The 15837-nt window shown below is 64.5% G+C and carries 17 protein-coding genes; 16 read left to right on the forward strand and 1 reads right to left on the reverse strand.

All coding sequences use genetic code 11. The features are described 5' to 3' along the window. Nucleotides 1-24: 24 nt before the first annotated feature. From VF34_RS00910 to VF34_RS00950, 9 genes are all read left to right on the forward strand, one after another. The gene (locus tag VF34_RS00910; protein ID WP_045840639.1) at nt 25-1233 is read left to right on the forward strand and encodes a lipase family protein; all 1209 of its coding nucleotides are present in this window, start codon (nt 25-27) and stop codon (nt 1231-1233) included. After that, entirely contained in the window at nt 1230-2981 is a 1752-nt protein-coding gene (locus VF34_RS00915; protein WP_045840640.1) for a CocE/NonD family hydrolase, read from the forward strand. Before VF34_RS00910 ends, VF34_RS00915 begins: the two co-directional genes overlap by 4 nt. Nucleotides 2982-3015: 34 nt before the next feature. Continuing rightward, a complete protein-coding gene (locus VF34_RS00920) occupies nt 3016-4215 on the forward strand; it encodes a lipase family protein (protein ID WP_371828524.1) in 1200 nt (399 codons plus the stop codon). Between the two features lie 158 nt (nt 4216-4373). Beyond that, the gene (locus tag VF34_RS24165; RefSeq protein WP_156158473.1) at nt 4374-4916 is read left to right on the forward strand and encodes a DUF3558 domain-containing protein; all 543 of its coding nucleotides are present in this window, start codon (nt 4374-4376) and stop codon (nt 4914-4916) included. A gap of 10 nt (nt 4917-4926) precedes the next feature. Then, nucleotides 4927-5334, forward strand: coding sequence for a hypothetical protein (locus VF34_RS00930; RefSeq protein WP_045840641.1), 408 nt, complete (start codon nt 4927-4929; stop codon nt 5332-5334). A gap of 228 nt (nt 5335-5562) precedes the next feature. Further along, nucleotides 5563-6726 (forward strand): low temperature requirement protein A, encoded by a 1164-nt coding sequence (locus VF34_RS00935; RefSeq protein ID WP_045840642.1) that lies wholly within the window; start codon nt 5563-5565, stop codon nt 6724-6726. A gap of 12 nt (nt 6727-6738) precedes the next feature. Beyond that, a complete protein-coding gene (locus VF34_RS00940; RefSeq protein ID WP_032365206.1) occupies nt 6739-7494 on the forward strand; it encodes a phosphoglyceromutase in 756 nt (251 codons plus the stop codon). Nucleotides 7495-7631: 137 nt separating this feature from the next. Further along, the gene (locus VF34_RS00945) at nt 7632-8804 is read left to right on the forward strand and encodes a sensor histidine kinase (RefSeq protein WP_045840643.1); all 1173 of its coding nucleotides are present in this window, start codon (nt 7632-7634) and stop codon (nt 8802-8804) included. After that, nucleotides 8801-9490 carry a response regulator transcription factor gene (locus VF34_RS00950; RefSeq protein WP_045840644.1) on the forward strand — a complete coding sequence of 230 codons (690 nt, stop codon included), beginning with the start codon at nt 8801-8803 and terminating at the stop codon, nt 9488-9490. The genes VF34_RS00945 and VF34_RS00950 overlap by 4 nt, the downstream gene beginning before the upstream one ends. Before the next feature lie 69 nt (nt 9491-9559). On the opposite strand, the gene VF34_RS00955 is transcribed toward VF34_RS00950, so the two are convergent. After that, entirely contained in the window at nt 9560-10357 is a 798-nt protein-coding gene (locus tag VF34_RS00955; RefSeq protein ID WP_027498360.1) for a DUF3109 family protein, read from the reverse strand. Between the two features lie 33 nt (nt 10358-10390). Between VF34_RS00955 and VF34_RS00960 the strand changes: the two genes are divergently transcribed. The 7 genes from VF34_RS00960 (at nt 10391) to VF34_RS24455 (ending at nt 15834) form a co-directional block, all read left to right on the forward strand. Beyond that, complete coding sequence (locus VF34_RS00960; RefSeq protein ID WP_032365208.1) at nt 10391-11344, forward strand: Ppx/GppA family phosphatase; 954 nt, start codon at nt 10391-10393, stop codon at nt 11342-11344. Continuing rightward, nucleotides 11341-12570: a hypothetical protein gene (locus tag VF34_RS00965; protein ID WP_045840645.1), complete on the forward strand. Its 1230-nt coding sequence runs from the start codon at nt 11341-11343 to the stop codon at nt 12568-12570. Before VF34_RS00960 ends, VF34_RS00965 begins: the two co-directional genes overlap by 4 nt. Before the next feature lie 12 nt (nt 12571-12582). Next, on the forward strand, nt 12583-13425 hold the full coding sequence (locus tag VF34_RS00970; RefSeq protein WP_032365210.1) for a sugar phosphate isomerase/epimerase family protein: 843 nt from the start codon (nt 12583-12585) through the stop codon (nt 13423-13425). A gap of 20 nt (nt 13426-13445) precedes the next feature. After that, nucleotides 13446-14303 carry a thioesterase family protein gene (locus VF34_RS00975; RefSeq protein ID WP_032369773.1) on the forward strand — a complete coding sequence of 286 codons (858 nt, stop codon included), beginning with the start codon at nt 13446-13448 and terminating at the stop codon, nt 14301-14303. A gap of 18 nt (nt 14304-14321) precedes the next feature. Beyond that, complete coding sequence (gene proC / locus VF34_RS00980) at nt 14322-15137, forward strand: pyrroline-5-carboxylate reductase (protein WP_027498355.1); 816 nt, start codon at nt 14322-14324, stop codon at nt 15135-15137. Between the two features lie 127 nt (nt 15138-15264). After that, nucleotides 15265-15501 (forward strand): helix-turn-helix domain-containing protein, encoded by a 237-nt coding sequence (locus VF34_RS00985; RefSeq protein WP_008713658.1) that lies wholly within the window; start codon nt 15265-15267, stop codon nt 15499-15501. A gap of 231 nt (nt 15502-15732) precedes the next feature. Further along, nucleotides 15733-15834, forward strand: coding sequence for a 30S ribosomal protein bS22 (locus VF34_RS24455; protein WP_003402602.1), 102 nt, complete (start codon nt 15733-15735; stop codon nt 15832-15834). Nucleotides 15835-15837: the final 3 nt, after the last annotated feature.

The raw sequence follows: 15837 nt of genomic DNA on the forward strand, positions 1-15837 counted from the left end.
ATCGAAATCGAGAAGAGTTACACCATGTTTCGCACCCTCGTGACCTCGACACTCGTCGTCGGGTTGATGTCGCTGTTGTTCGTATCTGCTCCCCATGCGTCGGCTGCGCCCGGTGATCCGGCCCCGGTACCCGGCACGTTGTATGCGGCGGCTGCGGACCTGAACGGGAAGAACAACGGCGATGTCGTTGCCAGTCGGCGGTTTTCGAGCCCCCTGTATCCCGCTGCCGACATCTGGCAGCTCCAGTACCGGTCGTCCGATTCCCGAGGCGACGCCATCGCCGCAGTGACAACCGTTCTGGCACCGATGAACCGCGCACCCGGTGGGCCTCTGCTGTCGTATCAGCCGTTCGTCAATGCGCTCGGATTGCAGTGCGCACCGTCGGAGTCCCTGTTCGGTGCCGACCCGACGACCGGTGTGCAGGAACGCGAATTTCTCAACCTCGCGCTGATGCGTGGATGGACCGTGGCGGTACCGGACCACCTCGGGCCGAAAAGTGCGTACGGCGCAGCCAAGTTGGGCGGTCAGATCACGCTCGACGGCGTCCGCGCCGCACAGCGCGTGCCGGAACTCGGTTTGGCAGCGAGCCCGGTAGGTATGGCCGGTTACTCCGGCGGCGGTATGGCGACGGCCTGGGCCGCGGCGCTCGCTCCCAGCTATGCACCCGAGCTGAACATCGTGGGCGCCGCAGCCGGAGGTGTGCCTGCGGATCTGGACAACATCGCTCGCGCGTTGGGTTTTCAGCCCCATCAGGCATTCGGTCTCGCGTTCGCGGCCGCCCTCGGACTCGAACGCGAATACCCGGATCGCCTGCCGATCACCGCGCAGCTCAATCCCACCGGTCTGGCGTTGAAGGATCAGGTGTCGAATGCGTGCACGCCGGTGATTCTTGCGACCGGAGCCTTCAAGAGTGCGCTGGCGGTCTCGACCACTACGTCGTTGGTGGACAGCCCCGAGGCGCAGCAGATCATCGACGAGAACAGTCTGGTCAAGTACGCCGGTGTGCCGACGGCACCCACACTTCTGTGGGGAAGCGACAACGATCCGCTCATTCCGATCGGTGCGTTGCGGGACACTGCTGCTCGGTACTGCGCGAGTGGTGCCACACTGCAGTTCGACGTCGTGCACGCACCGCAGCACATCCAGGCTGCGTTCGAGGGCCTTCCCGCGGCACTGACATTCCTGGACAACAGGTTCCGGGGTGTCGCGCCGCCGACGAACTGCCTCCGATGAGACGACTGGCAACCGTCGTCGCTGCTGTGACGACGGCTCTGGTCGCAGCTTCCACGCCCGGATATGCAGCGGATCTCCCGGTCCTGGCACCGCAGACGCTCGGCGACTTCTCGGTGCAGACTCGATACTTCGACGTCGCAGTGGGGCTCGAACACGATCAGCACTGCACTGTCGTCGGAGATGTCTACGTTCCTGTCGGGCTGGGACCGGACCACCGAGCTCCAGCCATTCTGACCAGCAACGGTTTCGGCGGATCCAAGGACGACCAGGCCGGTGCCGCTGCCAGATTCGCCACTCACGGCTACGTGGTTCTGACGTACTCGGCTCTGGGTTTCGGCGGCTCGACATGCAAGATCTACTTCGCCGATCCCGATTACGACGGCATGGCCGCATCGGCTCTGATCGGCTATCTCGCCGGTGAGAGCGGCAGGGTGTTCACCGATCCCGCACGGACGGTGGCCGCCCCGGCACTGGATGTGGTTCGCCTCGACGCTCCGGGTGACCCGCGCGTCGGCTACCTCGGCGGTTCCTATGCCGGCGCAACGGGATTGGCGACGGCGTCGGTCGATCCACGATTGGACACCGTCGCGTCGATGATCACCTGGAACGATCTGGCGCGGTCGTTGGCACCGGACGGGGCCGGCCGCAGATCCGTCGGGCCGGTCAAGAGCGTGTTCGGTTCGGCATTTCTGGCCGCCGGTGCCGTTCTGACCGGACCGGGCGGATACGCCGTGGATCCGGCACGGGCACAGGGGTGCCCGAACTACGCCCAGTGGGTGTGCGACGCCGCGTCCGCCTTCACGGCCAATCGCGAACCCGACCCGGGAACTCTGGCGGCGATGCGTCATGTCTCACCGGTGGACTATCTCGATCGAGTCGATGTGCCGGTGTTGCTCACGCAGGGGCAGAAAGATTCGCTGTTCAGTCTCGACGAGGCCGCAGCTACATTCGAGGCCCTGCGGGCGCGGGGAGTGGAAACGTCCATGGTCTGGCACTCGTGGGGACACAACGATCGCAAGGGTTATCCGGGTGAGTTCGACATCAAGGCCCCCGACCCGTTCACTCAGCACGAAGCGGCACTGGTGGGCAATTGGCTCGACCGACACCTCAAGGATCGTGACGTCGACCCAGGACCGGCTTTCACCTACTTCCGGGACTGGGTGCCCTACACCGGCGTCGCGTCGCCGGCCTACGTCGAATCCGAGACATTTCCCGTCGGTGCTCGCCGCACGTTCCGTTTGTCGAATGGATCACTGGCGGAGGGGGATTCGTCGAACGAAGTGTGGACGCAGACGATTCGGGGTGCAGGTGCGTCGATGCCCACCACGTTCGGACTGCCGAATCTCGCGGCCGAGTTGCCCGTGCCGCGGGTCTCGCTACCCGGATCTGCCGAGAACTGGACGACGCCGCCACTGGCCGAGCCCATCGACGTCGTCGGCGCCCCGGAACTGTCCATCGGTCCCACGGTGTCCGGTCCCGCGACCGTCTTCGTCACCGTGCTCGACGTAGCACCCGACGGTGCGCGAAGCCCGATTCACGGACTTCTCGCACCCGCCGTACTCACCGGATCCGGTGAACCGGTGACCATCTCGCTGCCCAGCATCGTCCATCGATTCGACCGCGGTCATCGCGTCGCCGTCGAGATCACCGCGTCGGATCCGTCCTTCGCAGGTGGGCCGGGCCCAGCGGACGTCACCGTGTCCTCGACGGATCCGATCAACCAGTTCTCTCTTCCCGTAGTTCCGTGATCTTCGATTTTGCTCACCCGAAAGGCTCGCTGTGATCCGAAAGTTCTTTACCCTGGGGTCCATCCTGGTGGCACTCTGCGCGTCCCTGTTCGCAGTGGGCACAACAGCTTCGGCGGCTCCCGCGCCGACGGCCCCGGATCCGGACGTCTTCTACGCGGCACCGGCCGACATCGCCGATCACGCGCCGGGTGACATCCTGGCCAGCCGACGGGCCGACGCCTGGATGTACCCCAACACCGACATCTGGCAACTCAAGTATCGGTCCACCAACTCCGCAGGTGCACCCGTCGCCGCGGTGACGACCGTGCTGATGCCGCGAGGCAAGGGCGCGGGAACCCCACTGGTGTCCTATCAAGCCGTCATCAATGCCCTGGGCGTCAAATGTGCTCCGTCGCATGGTCTTTTCACGTACGAGATCGGTGAAGCGCCGAGCCTGTACGTCGGTATGGTCGCCCGCGGTTGGGCGGTTGCGGTGCCGGATTACCTCGGCCCGACCGGAGCCTACGGAGCCGCGGAGTACGAAGGTCGCTTGACGCTCGACGGGGTGCGGGCCGTGCAGAACTTCGAGCAGTTGCCGCTGAAAGACAGTCCCGTTGCTTTGTTGGGTTACTCGGGAGGCGCACTGGCGACCTCGTGGGCCGGTGCCATGGCACCCACCTACGCGCCGGAGCTGAACATCGTGGCCAGCGTGCACGGTGGAACCCCGGCCGACCTGGGATTGATCGCACAGAACCTGGGTTACAGCGCGATTCCCCACCCCGCCTTCGGAATGGCACTCGCGGCATCACTCGGACTCGAACGTGAATATCCGACCGAATTCCCCGTCTCGGAGAACCTGAATGCAGCGGGCCTGGCCCTGCGAGATCGCGTGAGCAACGAATGCAGGCGCCCCATCATCATCGGCGGAGCGTTCAAGAGCGCAAGAGATCTGTCGAACGTCGACATCGCGTCCCTGCCCTCTGCGCAGGCGGTACTGAAGAAGAACAGTCTCGTCGACTACGACGGCGTCCCCACGGCCCCGGTGTACATCTGGCATGGAATCAACGACTTCATCACCCCCTACGCACCGGTGAAGGAGACGGTCGACCGCTACTGCGCAGCCGGGGCGACCGTGCAGTTCCGGGCGTATCCACTCGCCGAGCACTTCAGCGGATCGATCGTCGGACTGCCCGAGGCCTACGCCTACGTCGACGCACGATTCCGAGGGGAGCCGGCACCGTCGAACTGCGGCTGATGTCCGCTCGGTGGTGACCTCACACCGCATTTGTCGACTGCGCGCCCTTGCTCCTCAGAGAGTGGGGGCGCGCAGTTGGTAGTAAGTGTGTGAGGTTGCCGGGGAACCGAGTCGGGGCTCGCCGCGTCCAACCAGTTGTGAGAGCAACGGGGCGCTGGGTGACGGGTGTGGTCGGACTGATGATGCTGGTCGCCGGATGTGGTGAGTCGACGCCGAGTGCACCGAATGCTGCGTTGCCGACGTCGACCAGCGTTGCGCCGATCGCCACCGAGCCCTGGGATCCCTGCACCATCCCGGACAATGCCATCGAGGCCGCGGGATTGGATGTGGGGAGCAAGACCACAAATTTGTTCGGAGACGCCCCGCTGTCGAACGACTGGAAGACGTGTATCTGGACAGACCCTGACCCTGGGTCGTGGTACTTCCTGGGTGTGTTCTCGGGCTTCCACTCACTGGACGATTTGCGAAGAAACGATCGATTCGGCCAATTCTCGAAGGTCGACGGTCTCGGCGGATACCAGTTCTTGCGCGCTGACCGTCCGGTCGGACGAAGTTGTGGCATGGCATTCGAGATGGAGAAGGGTCTGGTGTATTTCGTCCTCGACACTCGCGCGGCGAGCGAGCCAGCAAGAGATCCGTGCGTGGAAATCGAGAATATTGCGCGCACCACGCGCGCATCGCTCCCACCTATATCGAACTGAACTGGAGGGTATGACTGTGGGACAAGACCCCGGGGATCTGTTCGACTCGATGCAGAACTGGAGGCGCTTGTCGGATCAGGCCGCAGCCGGAATTTTGGATATACCGGAAGGTGTTGCGGCGCAGTGCGACGCTGCATGCGTCACGTACATCGCCCACCTGGAGGGCATGGTGCAGCAGACGGAGTTTCTCGTCGATCTCGACGCATTCGGCACGCTTCCTTCAGCTCGACAGCTGGGTCGCAAGTTCAAGCGACTGGCCGATGGTGAGGAACGGTCGGCGGCTGTTGCGATCAGGCAACACATCGAGGTCATCGAATTGATGCGCTCGGTGTTTCGGCGCTATTTCGTCGACACCGAAGAGGTTGATCAGAGCGTGGGAGCTCGGGTCGGCGAGATCGGGGCGGCGCTGGGGGAGTAGTCCCGCAACCTCACAGCCTTTCTCCGGACCTCGCACCCCCGCTATGCGCGGAACCCCGGCGCGCGGTCGTCAAAAAGGGTGGGAGGTTCCGTACATTGCCAACGCCATACCGTCGACCCTGCCCGAAATGTCCGTAAAGGCAACTACGGCAACGCAATCACGACAACATTCGCGAATCGGATGCCTTACTCTGCCTTCGTGAATCTTTCCACGGCCCGGCTGGTACAGATGCGTCCGCGCGATCCGAACGAACCGCATCGCGCGGCGAGTCCACTCGAATTGTTCTTCGACCTCGTCTTCGTCGTGGCCGTCAGTATCGCGGCGGTGCAACTCCATCACGCGCTCACCGAGAACCACGTCGCCGACGGCCTGCTCAGTTACGCCCTCGTGTTCTTCGCGATCTGGTGGGCGTGGATGAACTTCACGTGGTTCGCCACCTCCTTCGATACCGACGACTGGCTCTATCGAACGCTGACCGTCGTACAGATGGCCGGCGTGCTGGTGCTCGCCGCCGGAGTCGAATCGGCGTTCGTGGACAAGGATTTTGCGGTCGTAGTGCTCGGCTACGTCGTGATGCGCGTGGCGATGGTGACGCAATGGGTTCGAGCGTCTCGGACCGGTGACTACAAGAAGACCGCACTGACATACGCGACAGGCATTGCGGGCGTTCAAGTTCTGTGGATTCTCTGGCTGGTGCTGTTCGACGGCACAGCCGCCGTCGTCTTGTTCTTCGTGTTGGCAGCCGCGGAAATGGCGGTTCCGTTGATCGCCGAACGCAGCGGGTCGACGCCATGGCACCCGCATCACATCACCGAACGCTACGGGCTGTTCACGCTGATACTGCTCGGCGAGAGTCTGCTCGCATCGGCCAACGCCATCATCGAAGCGCTGCACGACGAGACGGCGCTGGCACCCTTGATCTCGATTTCCGTCCTCACCCTCGTCGTCACCGCGAGTCTGTGGTGGATCTACTTCTGGCCGCCGCATCACCGGGCCATCGGAAAGTTCGGCAACTCGCTGATCTACGGCTACACGCACTACTTCATCTTCGCCGCGGCGGGCGCGTTCTCGGCCGGCATCGAGGTCGAGATCGATGTGCTCACCGACCACAGCAAGCTCGGGGACGTCGCCGCGTCGTTCACCGTCACGGTGCCGATTGCGATATTCGTCCTCGGCGTCTGGCTGATCGCCATCCGCGCCCACGCGGATCGCGTCGTCAACATCGCGGTTCCGGTCGGTGCCGTGCTCGTCTTGTTCGACCCGATCATTCCCATCCCGATCACCCTCACCGCGGTCGTCATGATCGTCGTCGTCGGCGTGCTCGTCGCACGCGGGCCACGACCCCCAGCGTTAGGTCGTTCCGCAGGCTCCACTCCCCAGCGTCCCGCATGAGAAACTGACCACATGAGTATCGGAACCCTGATTCTGCTTCGTCACGGCGAGAGCGAATGGAACGCGTCCAACCAGTTCACCGGCTGGGTCGACGTGCGACTGACCGAGAAGGGCGAGGCCGAGGGCAAGCGCGCCGGCCAGCTCCTCGCCGAGGCGGGCGTACTGCCCGACCTGCTGTACACCTCGCTGCTGCGCCGCGCGATCAGCACCGCGAACCTCGCGCTCGACGCGGCCGAGCGGCATTGGATCCCCGTCGTGCGCGATTGGCGTCTGAACGAGCGGCACTACGGCGCACTGCAGGGCTTGAACAAGGCCGAGACCAAGGACAAGTACGGCAACGAGCAGTTCATGCTGTGGCGTCGTAGCTACGACACCCCGCCACCCGCCATCGAGGTCGGCAGCGAATTCAGCCAGGATGCCGATCCCCGTTACGCCGACCTGGACAGCGTTCCGCTGACCGAATGCCTCGCCGACGTCGTCGAACGGCTCATCCCGTACTTCGAGGAGACGATCGTCGCCGATCTGAAGGCCGGCAAGAACGTGCTCGTCGCCGCACACGGCAACTCGCTGCGTGCACTCGTGAAGTACCTCGACGAGATCTCCGACGCGGACATCGCCGAACTGAACATCCCCACCGGCATCCCACTGCAGTACGACCTCACCGAGGTCGACGGCAAGCTGAAGCCGACCAATCCGGGTGGCACCTACCTGGATCCGGAAGCAGCGGCTGCGGGTGCGGCTGCCGTGGCAAACCAGGGCGGTAAGTAACTCCGCCACGCACAAACCGGCAGTTTGTCGAAACTGCAGGTGAACGAACGAAGAACACTGCCGACGAGGGCTATGACGACCAGGGAAATGCCTGCACCCTGCGTATGTGAGCCGTCCATCGAACGTACGATTCCGGTGTGAGTGTTGCATCGGCCGTACTACTGGCAATTGCCGCGGCCTTCGTGGGATACCTCGTCGGCGGTGTTCTGATCCCGTACCTCAACACTCGACACTCGGAGCGCCGCCGCGCCACCTCCGGATTGACGATGTCGCAGGTACTGGACCTGATCGTGCTGGCGTCGGAGAGCGGTATTGCCGTCGTCGATCAATTTCACGACGTGGTGCTGTCGAATCCCCGGGCCGAGGAGCTCGGCCTGGTGCGTAACCGTTCCATCGACGAGCGGGCGTGGGCCGCGGCGACGAAAGTGCTGTCCGACGGCAATCCCGTCGAAGTCGATCTCAGTGCCAAGGCCCCCCGGCCCGGCCGCGACAAGATCGCCGTCCGGTGCGTCGCGAGACTGCTCAGCAAAGAGGACCGACGGTTCGTCGTTCTCTTCGCCGACGACGATTCCGAGCAGGTACGGATGGAGGCCACGCGTCGCGACTTCGTGGCCAACGTCAGTCACGAACTGAAGACACCGGTCGGTGCGATGAGCCTGCTGGCCGAGGCGCTGCTCGAATCCGCGGACGACCCGGACTCCGTCCGGCACTTCGGCAGCAAGGTCGTCGCCGAATCCAAACGCCTGGGCAACATGGTGACCGAGCTGATCGCACTGTCGCGTCTGCAGGGGGCCGAGAAACTGCCCGACCTGGAAGTGGTCGACGTCGACACCGTCGTCAACGAGGCGATGGACCGGTCCAAACTCGCTGCCGAGAACGCGGGCATCTCCGTCACCACCGACCACCCGAGCGGGCTCGAAGTACTCGGCGACCAGGCGCTCCTGGTGACGGCCCTGGCCAACCTCATCCAGAACGCGATCGCGTACTCCTCCGACGGTTCACCCGTCTCGGTCAGTAGGGCACTGCGCGGCTCCAACGTCGCGTTCGCCGTCACCGACCGCGGAATCGGTATCGCCAAGGCGGACCAGGAACGCGTCTTCGAGAGATTCTTCCGCGTCGACAAAGCTCGGTCGCGGGCCACCGGCGGCACAGGCCTGGGCCTTGCCATCGCCAAACACGTCGCAGCCAACCACAACGGCAGCATCTCGCTGTGGAGCAAGCTGGGCACCGGATCCACCTTCACCCTCCAGATCCCCGCGTACTTCGAAGAAGAAGACGACGCCGCGGTTACAGAAAGAGAGAATCAGTGACCAACGTTCTGATCGTGGAAGACGAAGAGTCGTTGGCCGATCCACTGGCCTTCCTGCTCCGCAAAGAGGGGTTCGAGGCCACCGTCGTCGGCGACGGACCGTCGGCTCTGGCCGAATTCGATCGTGCCGGCGCGGACATCGTGCTGCTCGACCTGATGCTTCCCGGAATGAGCGGCACCGACGTGTGCAAGCAATTGCGTTCGCGCTCAGGCGTTCCCGTGATCATGGTGACCGCGCGCGACAGTGAGATCGACAAGGTCGTCGGGCTCGAACTCGGTGCCGACGACTACGTCACCAAGCCGTATTCGGCTCGTGAGCTGATCGCTCGTATCCGCGCCGTACTGCGCCGCGGCAGTGACGCCGAGGTCGACGGCGGCGCCGACACCGGAGTGCTCGAAGCCGGTCCGGTGCGGATGGACGTCGAACGCCACGTGGTGATGGTCGGATCCGATCAGATCACGTTGCCGCTCAAGGAGTTCGACCTGCTCGAATACCTGCTGCGCAACTCCGGCCGGGTACTGACTCGGGGCCAGTTGATCGACCGAGTGTGGGGTGCCGACTACGTGGGCGACACGAAGACCCTCGACGTGCACGTCAAACGACTGCGGTCGAAAATCGAGACCGACCCGGCCAAGCCGGAACACCTCGTCACCGTGCGAGGTCTGGGCTACAAGCTCGAGGGGTAGAGCCTGCGGCATGTGAGTGGAAAAGCGTAGTGGGCTACGAGTTTCCACTCACGTGCGGCGCCAGCCGCTCTACCGGCGCTGGGCCTCACGAGTGGCCGGATGTACGGCGATCAGACCGAGGCCACGACGACGCTTGCACAGGGACGCCAACTCCTCGTACGCGGCCTTGCCGAGCAGCTCGGTCAATTCCGGCTTGTACGACTCGAACACCTGCTTGGCTCCGACGTGCGCGTCGGGTGAGCCGGAGCAGTACCAGTGCAGATCGAGTCCGCCTTCGCCCCAACCGCGTCGGTCGTACTCGCCGATGGTGGTCTTGAGAATCTCGGAGCCGTCGGGACGCGTCACCCAATCCTGGGTGCGCCTGATGGGCAACTGCCAACACACGTCGGGCTTGACTTCGAGCGGCTCGATGCCTTTGCGCAGCGCCATCGAATGCAATGCGCACCCGATGCCACCCTCGAACCCGGGTCGGTTCTGGAAGATGCACGCACCCTTGTACCGCCGCGTGCGCAGAGATTGCTCGTCGTCGAGATCGTCGTATTCGACGTATCCCTTCTTGCCCAGACCCTTGTCCATCAGCTGCCAGTCCTGCGGCGTGAGCAACTTCACCGACTCGTCGAGCTTGCGTTTGTCGTCCTCGTCGGACAGGAACGCGCCGTGCGAACAGCATCCGTCGTCGGGGCGACCCTCGACGGTGCCCTGGCAGGCGGGGGTGCCGAACACGCAGGTCCAGTTGGACAACAGCCACGTCAGATCGGCGGCAATGACATGTTCGGCATTGTCGGGGTCGGGAAACTCGACCCATTCTCGCGGGAAATCCAACTCGACCTCTGCAGCGAACGACTGCTGCTCACGACCTGCTGTCACAAACGACGACGGTAGACCCAGTACCGTGGGGTTGTGCGATTAGGGGTGCTCGACGTCGGTAGCAACACGGTGCATCTGCTCGTAGTGGACGCACACCGTGGCGCACACCCGACGCCGATGAGCTCGAGCAAGGCGACGTTGCGCCTGTCGGAGAACACCGACGCGTTCGGCAACATCACTCCTGCGGGTGCCGATCGGCTCGTCGACGAGGTGCGTGAGTTCGCCGCCATCGCCGCCCGGTCGGGTTGCAGTGAACTGATGGCGTTCGCCACCTCCGCGGTGCGCGACGCCTACAACTCCGACGACGTTCTCGCGCGGGTTCTCGCCGAGACCGGAGTGGCCCTGGAAACCCTGTCCGGCGTGGACGAGGCCAGATTGACGTTCCTGGCCGTGCGCCGCTGGTACGGCTGGAGCGCCGGGCGCATCCTCGGACTCGACATCGGCGGCGGATCGCTGGAACTGACCAGCGGCAGCGACGAGAATCCCGACGTGGCGTTCTCCCTGCAGCTCGGTGCCGGCCGCCTCACTCGGGACTGGCTCGACGAGGATCCTCCGGGAAAGCGTCGTATCGCCGTGCTTCGTGACTGGTTGGATGCCGAACTCGCGACACCGGCCAAGGAACTGTTGGCTGCGGGCGATGCAGACCGCGCGGTGGGAACGTCGAAGACATTTCGTTCGTTGGCTCGCTTGACCGGTGCTGCGCCTTCCGCAGCCGGTCCGCGAGTGACGAGAACGCTGACGGCGAGCGGTCTGAGGCAACTCATCGCGTTCATATCGCGGATGACGGCCGCCGACCGTGCAGAATTGGAAGGCATCAGTGCCGACAGGTCACCACAACTGGTGGCCGGGGCGCTGGTAGCGGAGGCGAGCATGCGGGCACTGTCGGTGGAATCACTCGAGATCTGTCCGTGGGCGCTGAGGGAAGGTTTGATTTTGAGGAAGCTGGACACCGAAGCCGACGGCGATCTGGTGGGGAGTTCGAGATGAGCGACGCCAACCCGGAAGACACCGGGCAGATCTCGGTCGCCGAGCTGTTGGCCAGAAACGGCCAGAAGACCAACCTGACGGCAGGAGGGCGACGCCGGCGAGGCGTCAAGGGCGGCATCTCCGTGGCCGAACTGACCGGGGAGATTCCCGTCGTTCGTGACGAACCCGGCGACCGCAGCGCACCCGTCGTCGACGAGCCGCAGGACGAAGCTCCCGATACCGCTGCGAACGAGCCCACGAGCAGTGCATCCGACGGCAACACGACCACGTCGTCCAAGCCGCAACCGGCCCGGCCCCAGAGCACCCGCCCGACCCCGTACCAACCGGCAGGCAAGCGCGACAAGCAGCAGCCCGAACCGGAACTGCTGTCGGGCTCCACGACCGTCGCCGGAGACCTGCTCAATCGATCGCACGACGACACCGCGCGCGGGTTGCGGCCCGCTGCTCCTGCCGCGCAAGGATCGGAGCGTCGTCCGTACGGGTCGACCCAGGCCGAGCAAGGACGGGCCCGTCGATCGGCGGGATTCCAGCCGCCGCGTTCGACCGAATCCGCCGAACCCAAGACCGACGTCACCTCGCGTGCGCCGCTGGTGGAGAGCCCACATGCCGCTCTCGTCGAGGTGGACGACCTGGCGAAGACTGCGGTCACCCCGCGCATCACGCGCGGCAACGAGGTCGACGACAAGAAGACCGCCGACAAAAAGACCGCTGTTAAGAAGATCGCGGACGAGAAGGCCACTGACGAATCGGCCGACGAGGCCGGCACTCAGGTCATACCCGAGGTGGTCGACCTCACGAAGCCGACCACCGACGACGACCCTGCCGACTCGACGACCGCCGACCCGAAGACCGCCGACACCGCGAGTACCGGCTCGCGTGCCGATCGTCGCAAGTCGGCGAGTAAGGACACGGCGAGCAAGGACACGGGAAGCAAGGACAAGTCCCCGGTCAAGGGCAAGGGCGGCGCGGTTCGGCAGTGGCTGGTGCTCATCGGGCAGGCAGTGGTGTCGATCGTCGTCGGTGCGCTGCTGTTCAAGGGCTTCGAGCAGCTGTGGGACGTGCTGCCATGGGTGGCACTGGTGCTGTCTGTGCTGGTCATCGTCGGTCTCGTCGCGGTGGTGAGGATTCTCCGGCGTACCGACGATCTGGTCTCGATCGTCATTGCCATAGCCGTCGGTGTGTTCGTCACGCTCGGTCCGTTGGCCTTCCAGCTCAGTACCGGCTGAGTTTCGACAACGATGGCGGCGAAGCGAATCAAGGTCGGATTGTCCACGGCCTCGGTGTACCCGCAGAACACCGAGGCAGCGTTTCGCTATGCCGCCGATCTGGGTTACGACGGCGTCGAACTGATGGTGTGGGCCGAATCGATCAGTCAGAACGTCGATGCGGTGGCTGCGCTGTCACGTGAGTACTCGATACCGGTGCAGGCCATCCATGCGCCGTGTCTGCTGATCTCACAGCGGGTGTGGGGATCGGATCCGATCGTCAAACTGGCCCGGTCGGTCGAAGTGGCAGAGAAGCTGGGTTCGGCGACCGTCGTCGTGCATCCGCCGTTCCGCTGGCAGCGCAAGTACAGCGACGGATTCGCCGATCAGGTGGCGGAACTGGAATCGAACTCCCACGTCGTGGTCGCAGTGGAGAACATGTTCCCGATGCGTGCCGACAGATTCTTCGGGCGCAAGGAGAAATCCGCCCAGCGGCTGGAACGACGCGGAGGCCCGGGAGCGGCGCTGTCGGCGTTCTCGCCGTCGTACGACCCGACCGATGTCGGTCACGGCCACTACACACTCGACCTCTCGCACACCGCGACGGCGGGCTCCGACGCACTCGAGATGCTCGACCGTATGGGCGACGGGATAGCGCATCTGCATCTGGCCGACGGCCGCGGCGCGTCCGTGGACGAGCATCTGATCCCGGGGCACGGCAGCCAGCCCTGCGCCCAGGTCTGCACCGAACTGGTGCGGCGTGGATTCGACGGCCAAGCAGTCATCGAGATCAACACTCAGAATGCGCGCACGGTGCCCGAGCGTTCGTCGATGCTGGACCAGGCGCTGCAGTTCGCCCGCGCACACCTGTCCTGACTGCCGGTAAGTTGTCCGGAATGAGTTCCACCAGCCCGTTCCGGGCCGCAACCACACTGGTCCCACTCGACGTCTCCGCAGACACGGCGTCCTTCGCCGGTGCGATCGATTCCACCTGGACCATCGGCCCCAAAGTGCACGGCGGGGCGATGCTCGCCATCTGCGCGGCCGCGGCGCGTCAGCAGATCGTGCTGATCGACCCGGCCCAGGTCGAGATCCAGCCGTTGGCCGTCAGCGTCAGTTATCTGGCCGCGCCCGATCCCGGCGAAGTGGCGCTCACGACGATCGTGCGCAAGCGCGGCAGGCAGGTCTCGCACGTCGACGTCGAGCTGACTCAGGCCGGACGCGTCGCAGTGCGGGCGGTGGTCACCCTCGGTCGGCCCGACTCGGAGGAACCGAACCACGAAACCCCGTTGTCGCTGACGTCGATGGCCGCGGAGCCTCCTGCGGACACCCTCGCGGTGGCAGGCGATCACCCCATGGCGTCGATCGTGCACGTCGCCAAGGGCTGCGAGATGCGGATCGAACCGTCGTCGGCATCGTTTCTCACCGGTCAGCAGGGTGAGGCCGAAATTCGACTGTGGGTGCGCCCCTTCGCGGGCGACGAAGCCGACGCCGACACGTCGGTGCTCTTCGCGTTGATGGCAGGCGACATCTCGGCCCCGGTGACGATGAACCGCGGAATGTTCGGCTGGGCGCCGACGGTCCAGCTGACGACATATCTGCGTCGCCGCCCGGCTCCGGGGTGGCTGCGAGTGGCAGCGACCAGCTCCGTCATCGGCAGCACCTGGTTCGAGGAGGACCACCTGATACTCGACTCGACCGGTGCCGTGGTGGTGCAGAGCCGACAGTTGGCGATGGTGCCGCGCTCGAACTGACATGGCAGGCTTGGCCGTATGACGAGAATTGCAGTGATCGGTGGCGGACGGATCGGCGAGGCATTGATTGCGGGACTCCTCGAGGCCGGTCATGCCGTGCGCGACCTCGTGGTCGCCGAGAAGTCCGAGCCGCGCGCCAAAGAGATCGCGAAGGACTTCGGAGTGCTGACCGCCAGTGTCGCCGACGCGGCCGAGGGAGCCGACGTCATCGTGCTGGCGGTCAAGCCGGCCGACGTCGAGGGCGCACTGAATCAGATCACCAAGATCGAGCTCGACGGTGACCGCGAACAACTCATCGTCTCGCTCGCCGCAGGCGTGCCCACCGCCAAGTTCGAGCCCAAGCTCCCCGCCGGATTCCCGGTCGTACGGGTCATGCCCAACACCCCCATGCTGGTGGGGGAGGGCGTCAGTGTGCTGGCGCCGGGGAAGTACGCCCGCGCCGAGCACCTCGAGCTCGTGCGTTCCATCCTCTCGGCCGTCGGCAAGGTCGTCGTCGTCAAGGAACATCAGCTCGATGCGGTGACGGCCGTGTCCGGGTCCGGTCCGGCCTATTTCTTCCTGGTCGCCGAGGCCATGATCGACGCGGGAGTGGGCCTGGGATTGAGCCGGGATGTCGCGTCTGCACTCGTCGCACAGACGATGGTGGGGTCGGGAGCGATGCTGGATCGCTCGGACGAGTCCGCCAGCGAGCTTCGGTATGCCGTGACCTCCCCGGGCGGAACGACCGCCGCGGCGGTACGCGAATTGGAGCGAAACGGCCTCCGAGCTGCGTTTTTCGATGCTCTCGGTGCAGCCAACGCCCGATCGATTGAGATGGGCATCACAGCAGAATAAAAAATCTTTTCCCCACACCCGTCGCAGTAACCCCATCTGTCCCTATAGGCTCGGGGGCAGCACGTGCGTGTCTGTTCGGCAGGAGGGGAAGCCTGCCGCATGAGACGTGCCGGAGGTAAGTGGATTGATGGCGTCTATAAACAAGCCGTCCAAGGGTTCGTCCCCGGACGGTCAACCGGCTCTGGCCGGAACACAGTTCCTCACTGTCGCCGAGGTGGCGACTCTGATGAGAGTTTCGAAAATGACCGTGTACCGACTGGTGCACGGCGGAGAGCTGCCCGCAGTACGGGTGGGTCGATCTTTTCGTGTGCACGCCAAGGCGGTACACGACTATCTCGAGACCTCGTATTTCGACGCAGGCTAGTGCACGTAGCTAGGTCGTAAGACCGGGCCGGTTTCGTAAGTCACGGCTCACACCGGTAGGATTGGCGTTCGTCGTGCCAGCCAGCCGGTGTGCAGCCGTGGGCGAGTACGTGGCCCCAGCGCCAGCTCGGTGACCAAGGTTGTTGGCTCGAAGCCTTCGGGCTTGGTTGTCAGGTAGGCGTACGCAAACGGCGTGCGCGAAAACGCTAGAGAAGAACGTGAGGACACCCGCATGGGTTCAGTGATCAAGAAGCGTCGCAAGCGCATGTCGAAGAAGAAGCACCGCAAGCTGCTTCGTCGTACCCGCGTGCAGCGCAGGAAACTCGGCAAATAAGCC

This window comes from Rhodococcus sp. PML026 (assembly GCF_000963615.1).
Lineage (GTDB): Bacteria > Actinomycetota > Actinomycetes > Mycobacteriales > Mycobacteriaceae > Rhodococcoides > Rhodococcoides fascians.

What these genes read in the sequence shown, in the direction of transcription:
- VF34_RS00910 (WP_045840639.1), top strand. Translation starts at nt 25, where the DNA reads ATGTTTCGCACCCTCGTGACCTCGACACTCGTCGTCGGGTTGATGTCG.
- VF34_RS00915 (WP_045840640.1), top strand. Translation starts at nt 1,230, where the DNA reads ATGAGACGACTGGCAACCGTCGTCGCTGCTGTGACGACGGCTCTGGTC.
- VF34_RS00930 (WP_045840641.1), top strand. Translation starts at nt 4,927, where the DNA reads ATGACTGTGGGACAAGACCCCGGGGATCTGTTCGACTCGATGCAGAAC.
- VF34_RS00935 (WP_045840642.1), top strand. Translation starts at nt 5,563, where the DNA reads ATGCGTCCGCGCGATCCGAACGAACCGCATCGCGCGGCGAGTCCACTC.
- VF34_RS00940 (WP_032365206.1), top strand. Translation starts at nt 6,739, where the DNA reads ATGAGTATCGGAACCCTGATTCTGCTTCGTCACGGCGAGAGCGAATGG.
- VF34_RS00965 (WP_045840645.1), top strand. Translation starts at nt 11,341, where the DNA reads ATGAGCGACGCCAACCCGGAAGACACCGGGCAGATCTCGGTCGCCGAG.
- VF34_RS00970 (WP_032365210.1), top strand. Translation starts at nt 12,583, where the DNA reads ATGGCGGCGAAGCGAATCAAGGTCGGATTGTCCACGGCCTCGGTGTAC.
- VF34_RS00975 (WP_032369773.1), top strand. Translation starts at nt 13,446, where the DNA reads ATGAGTTCCACCAGCCCGTTCCGGGCCGCAACCACACTGGTCCCACTC.
- proC (WP_027498355.1), top strand. Translation starts at nt 14,322, where the DNA reads ATGACGAGAATTGCAGTGATCGGTGGCGGACGGATCGGCGAGGCATTG.
- VF34_RS00985 (WP_008713658.1), top strand. Translation starts at nt 15,265, where the DNA reads ATGGCGTCTATAAACAAGCCGTCCAAGGGTTCGTCCCCGGACGGTCAA.
- VF34_RS24455 (WP_003402602.1), top strand. Translation starts at nt 15,733, where the DNA reads ATGGGTTCAGTGATCAAGAAGCGTCGCAAGCGCATGTCGAAGAAGAAG.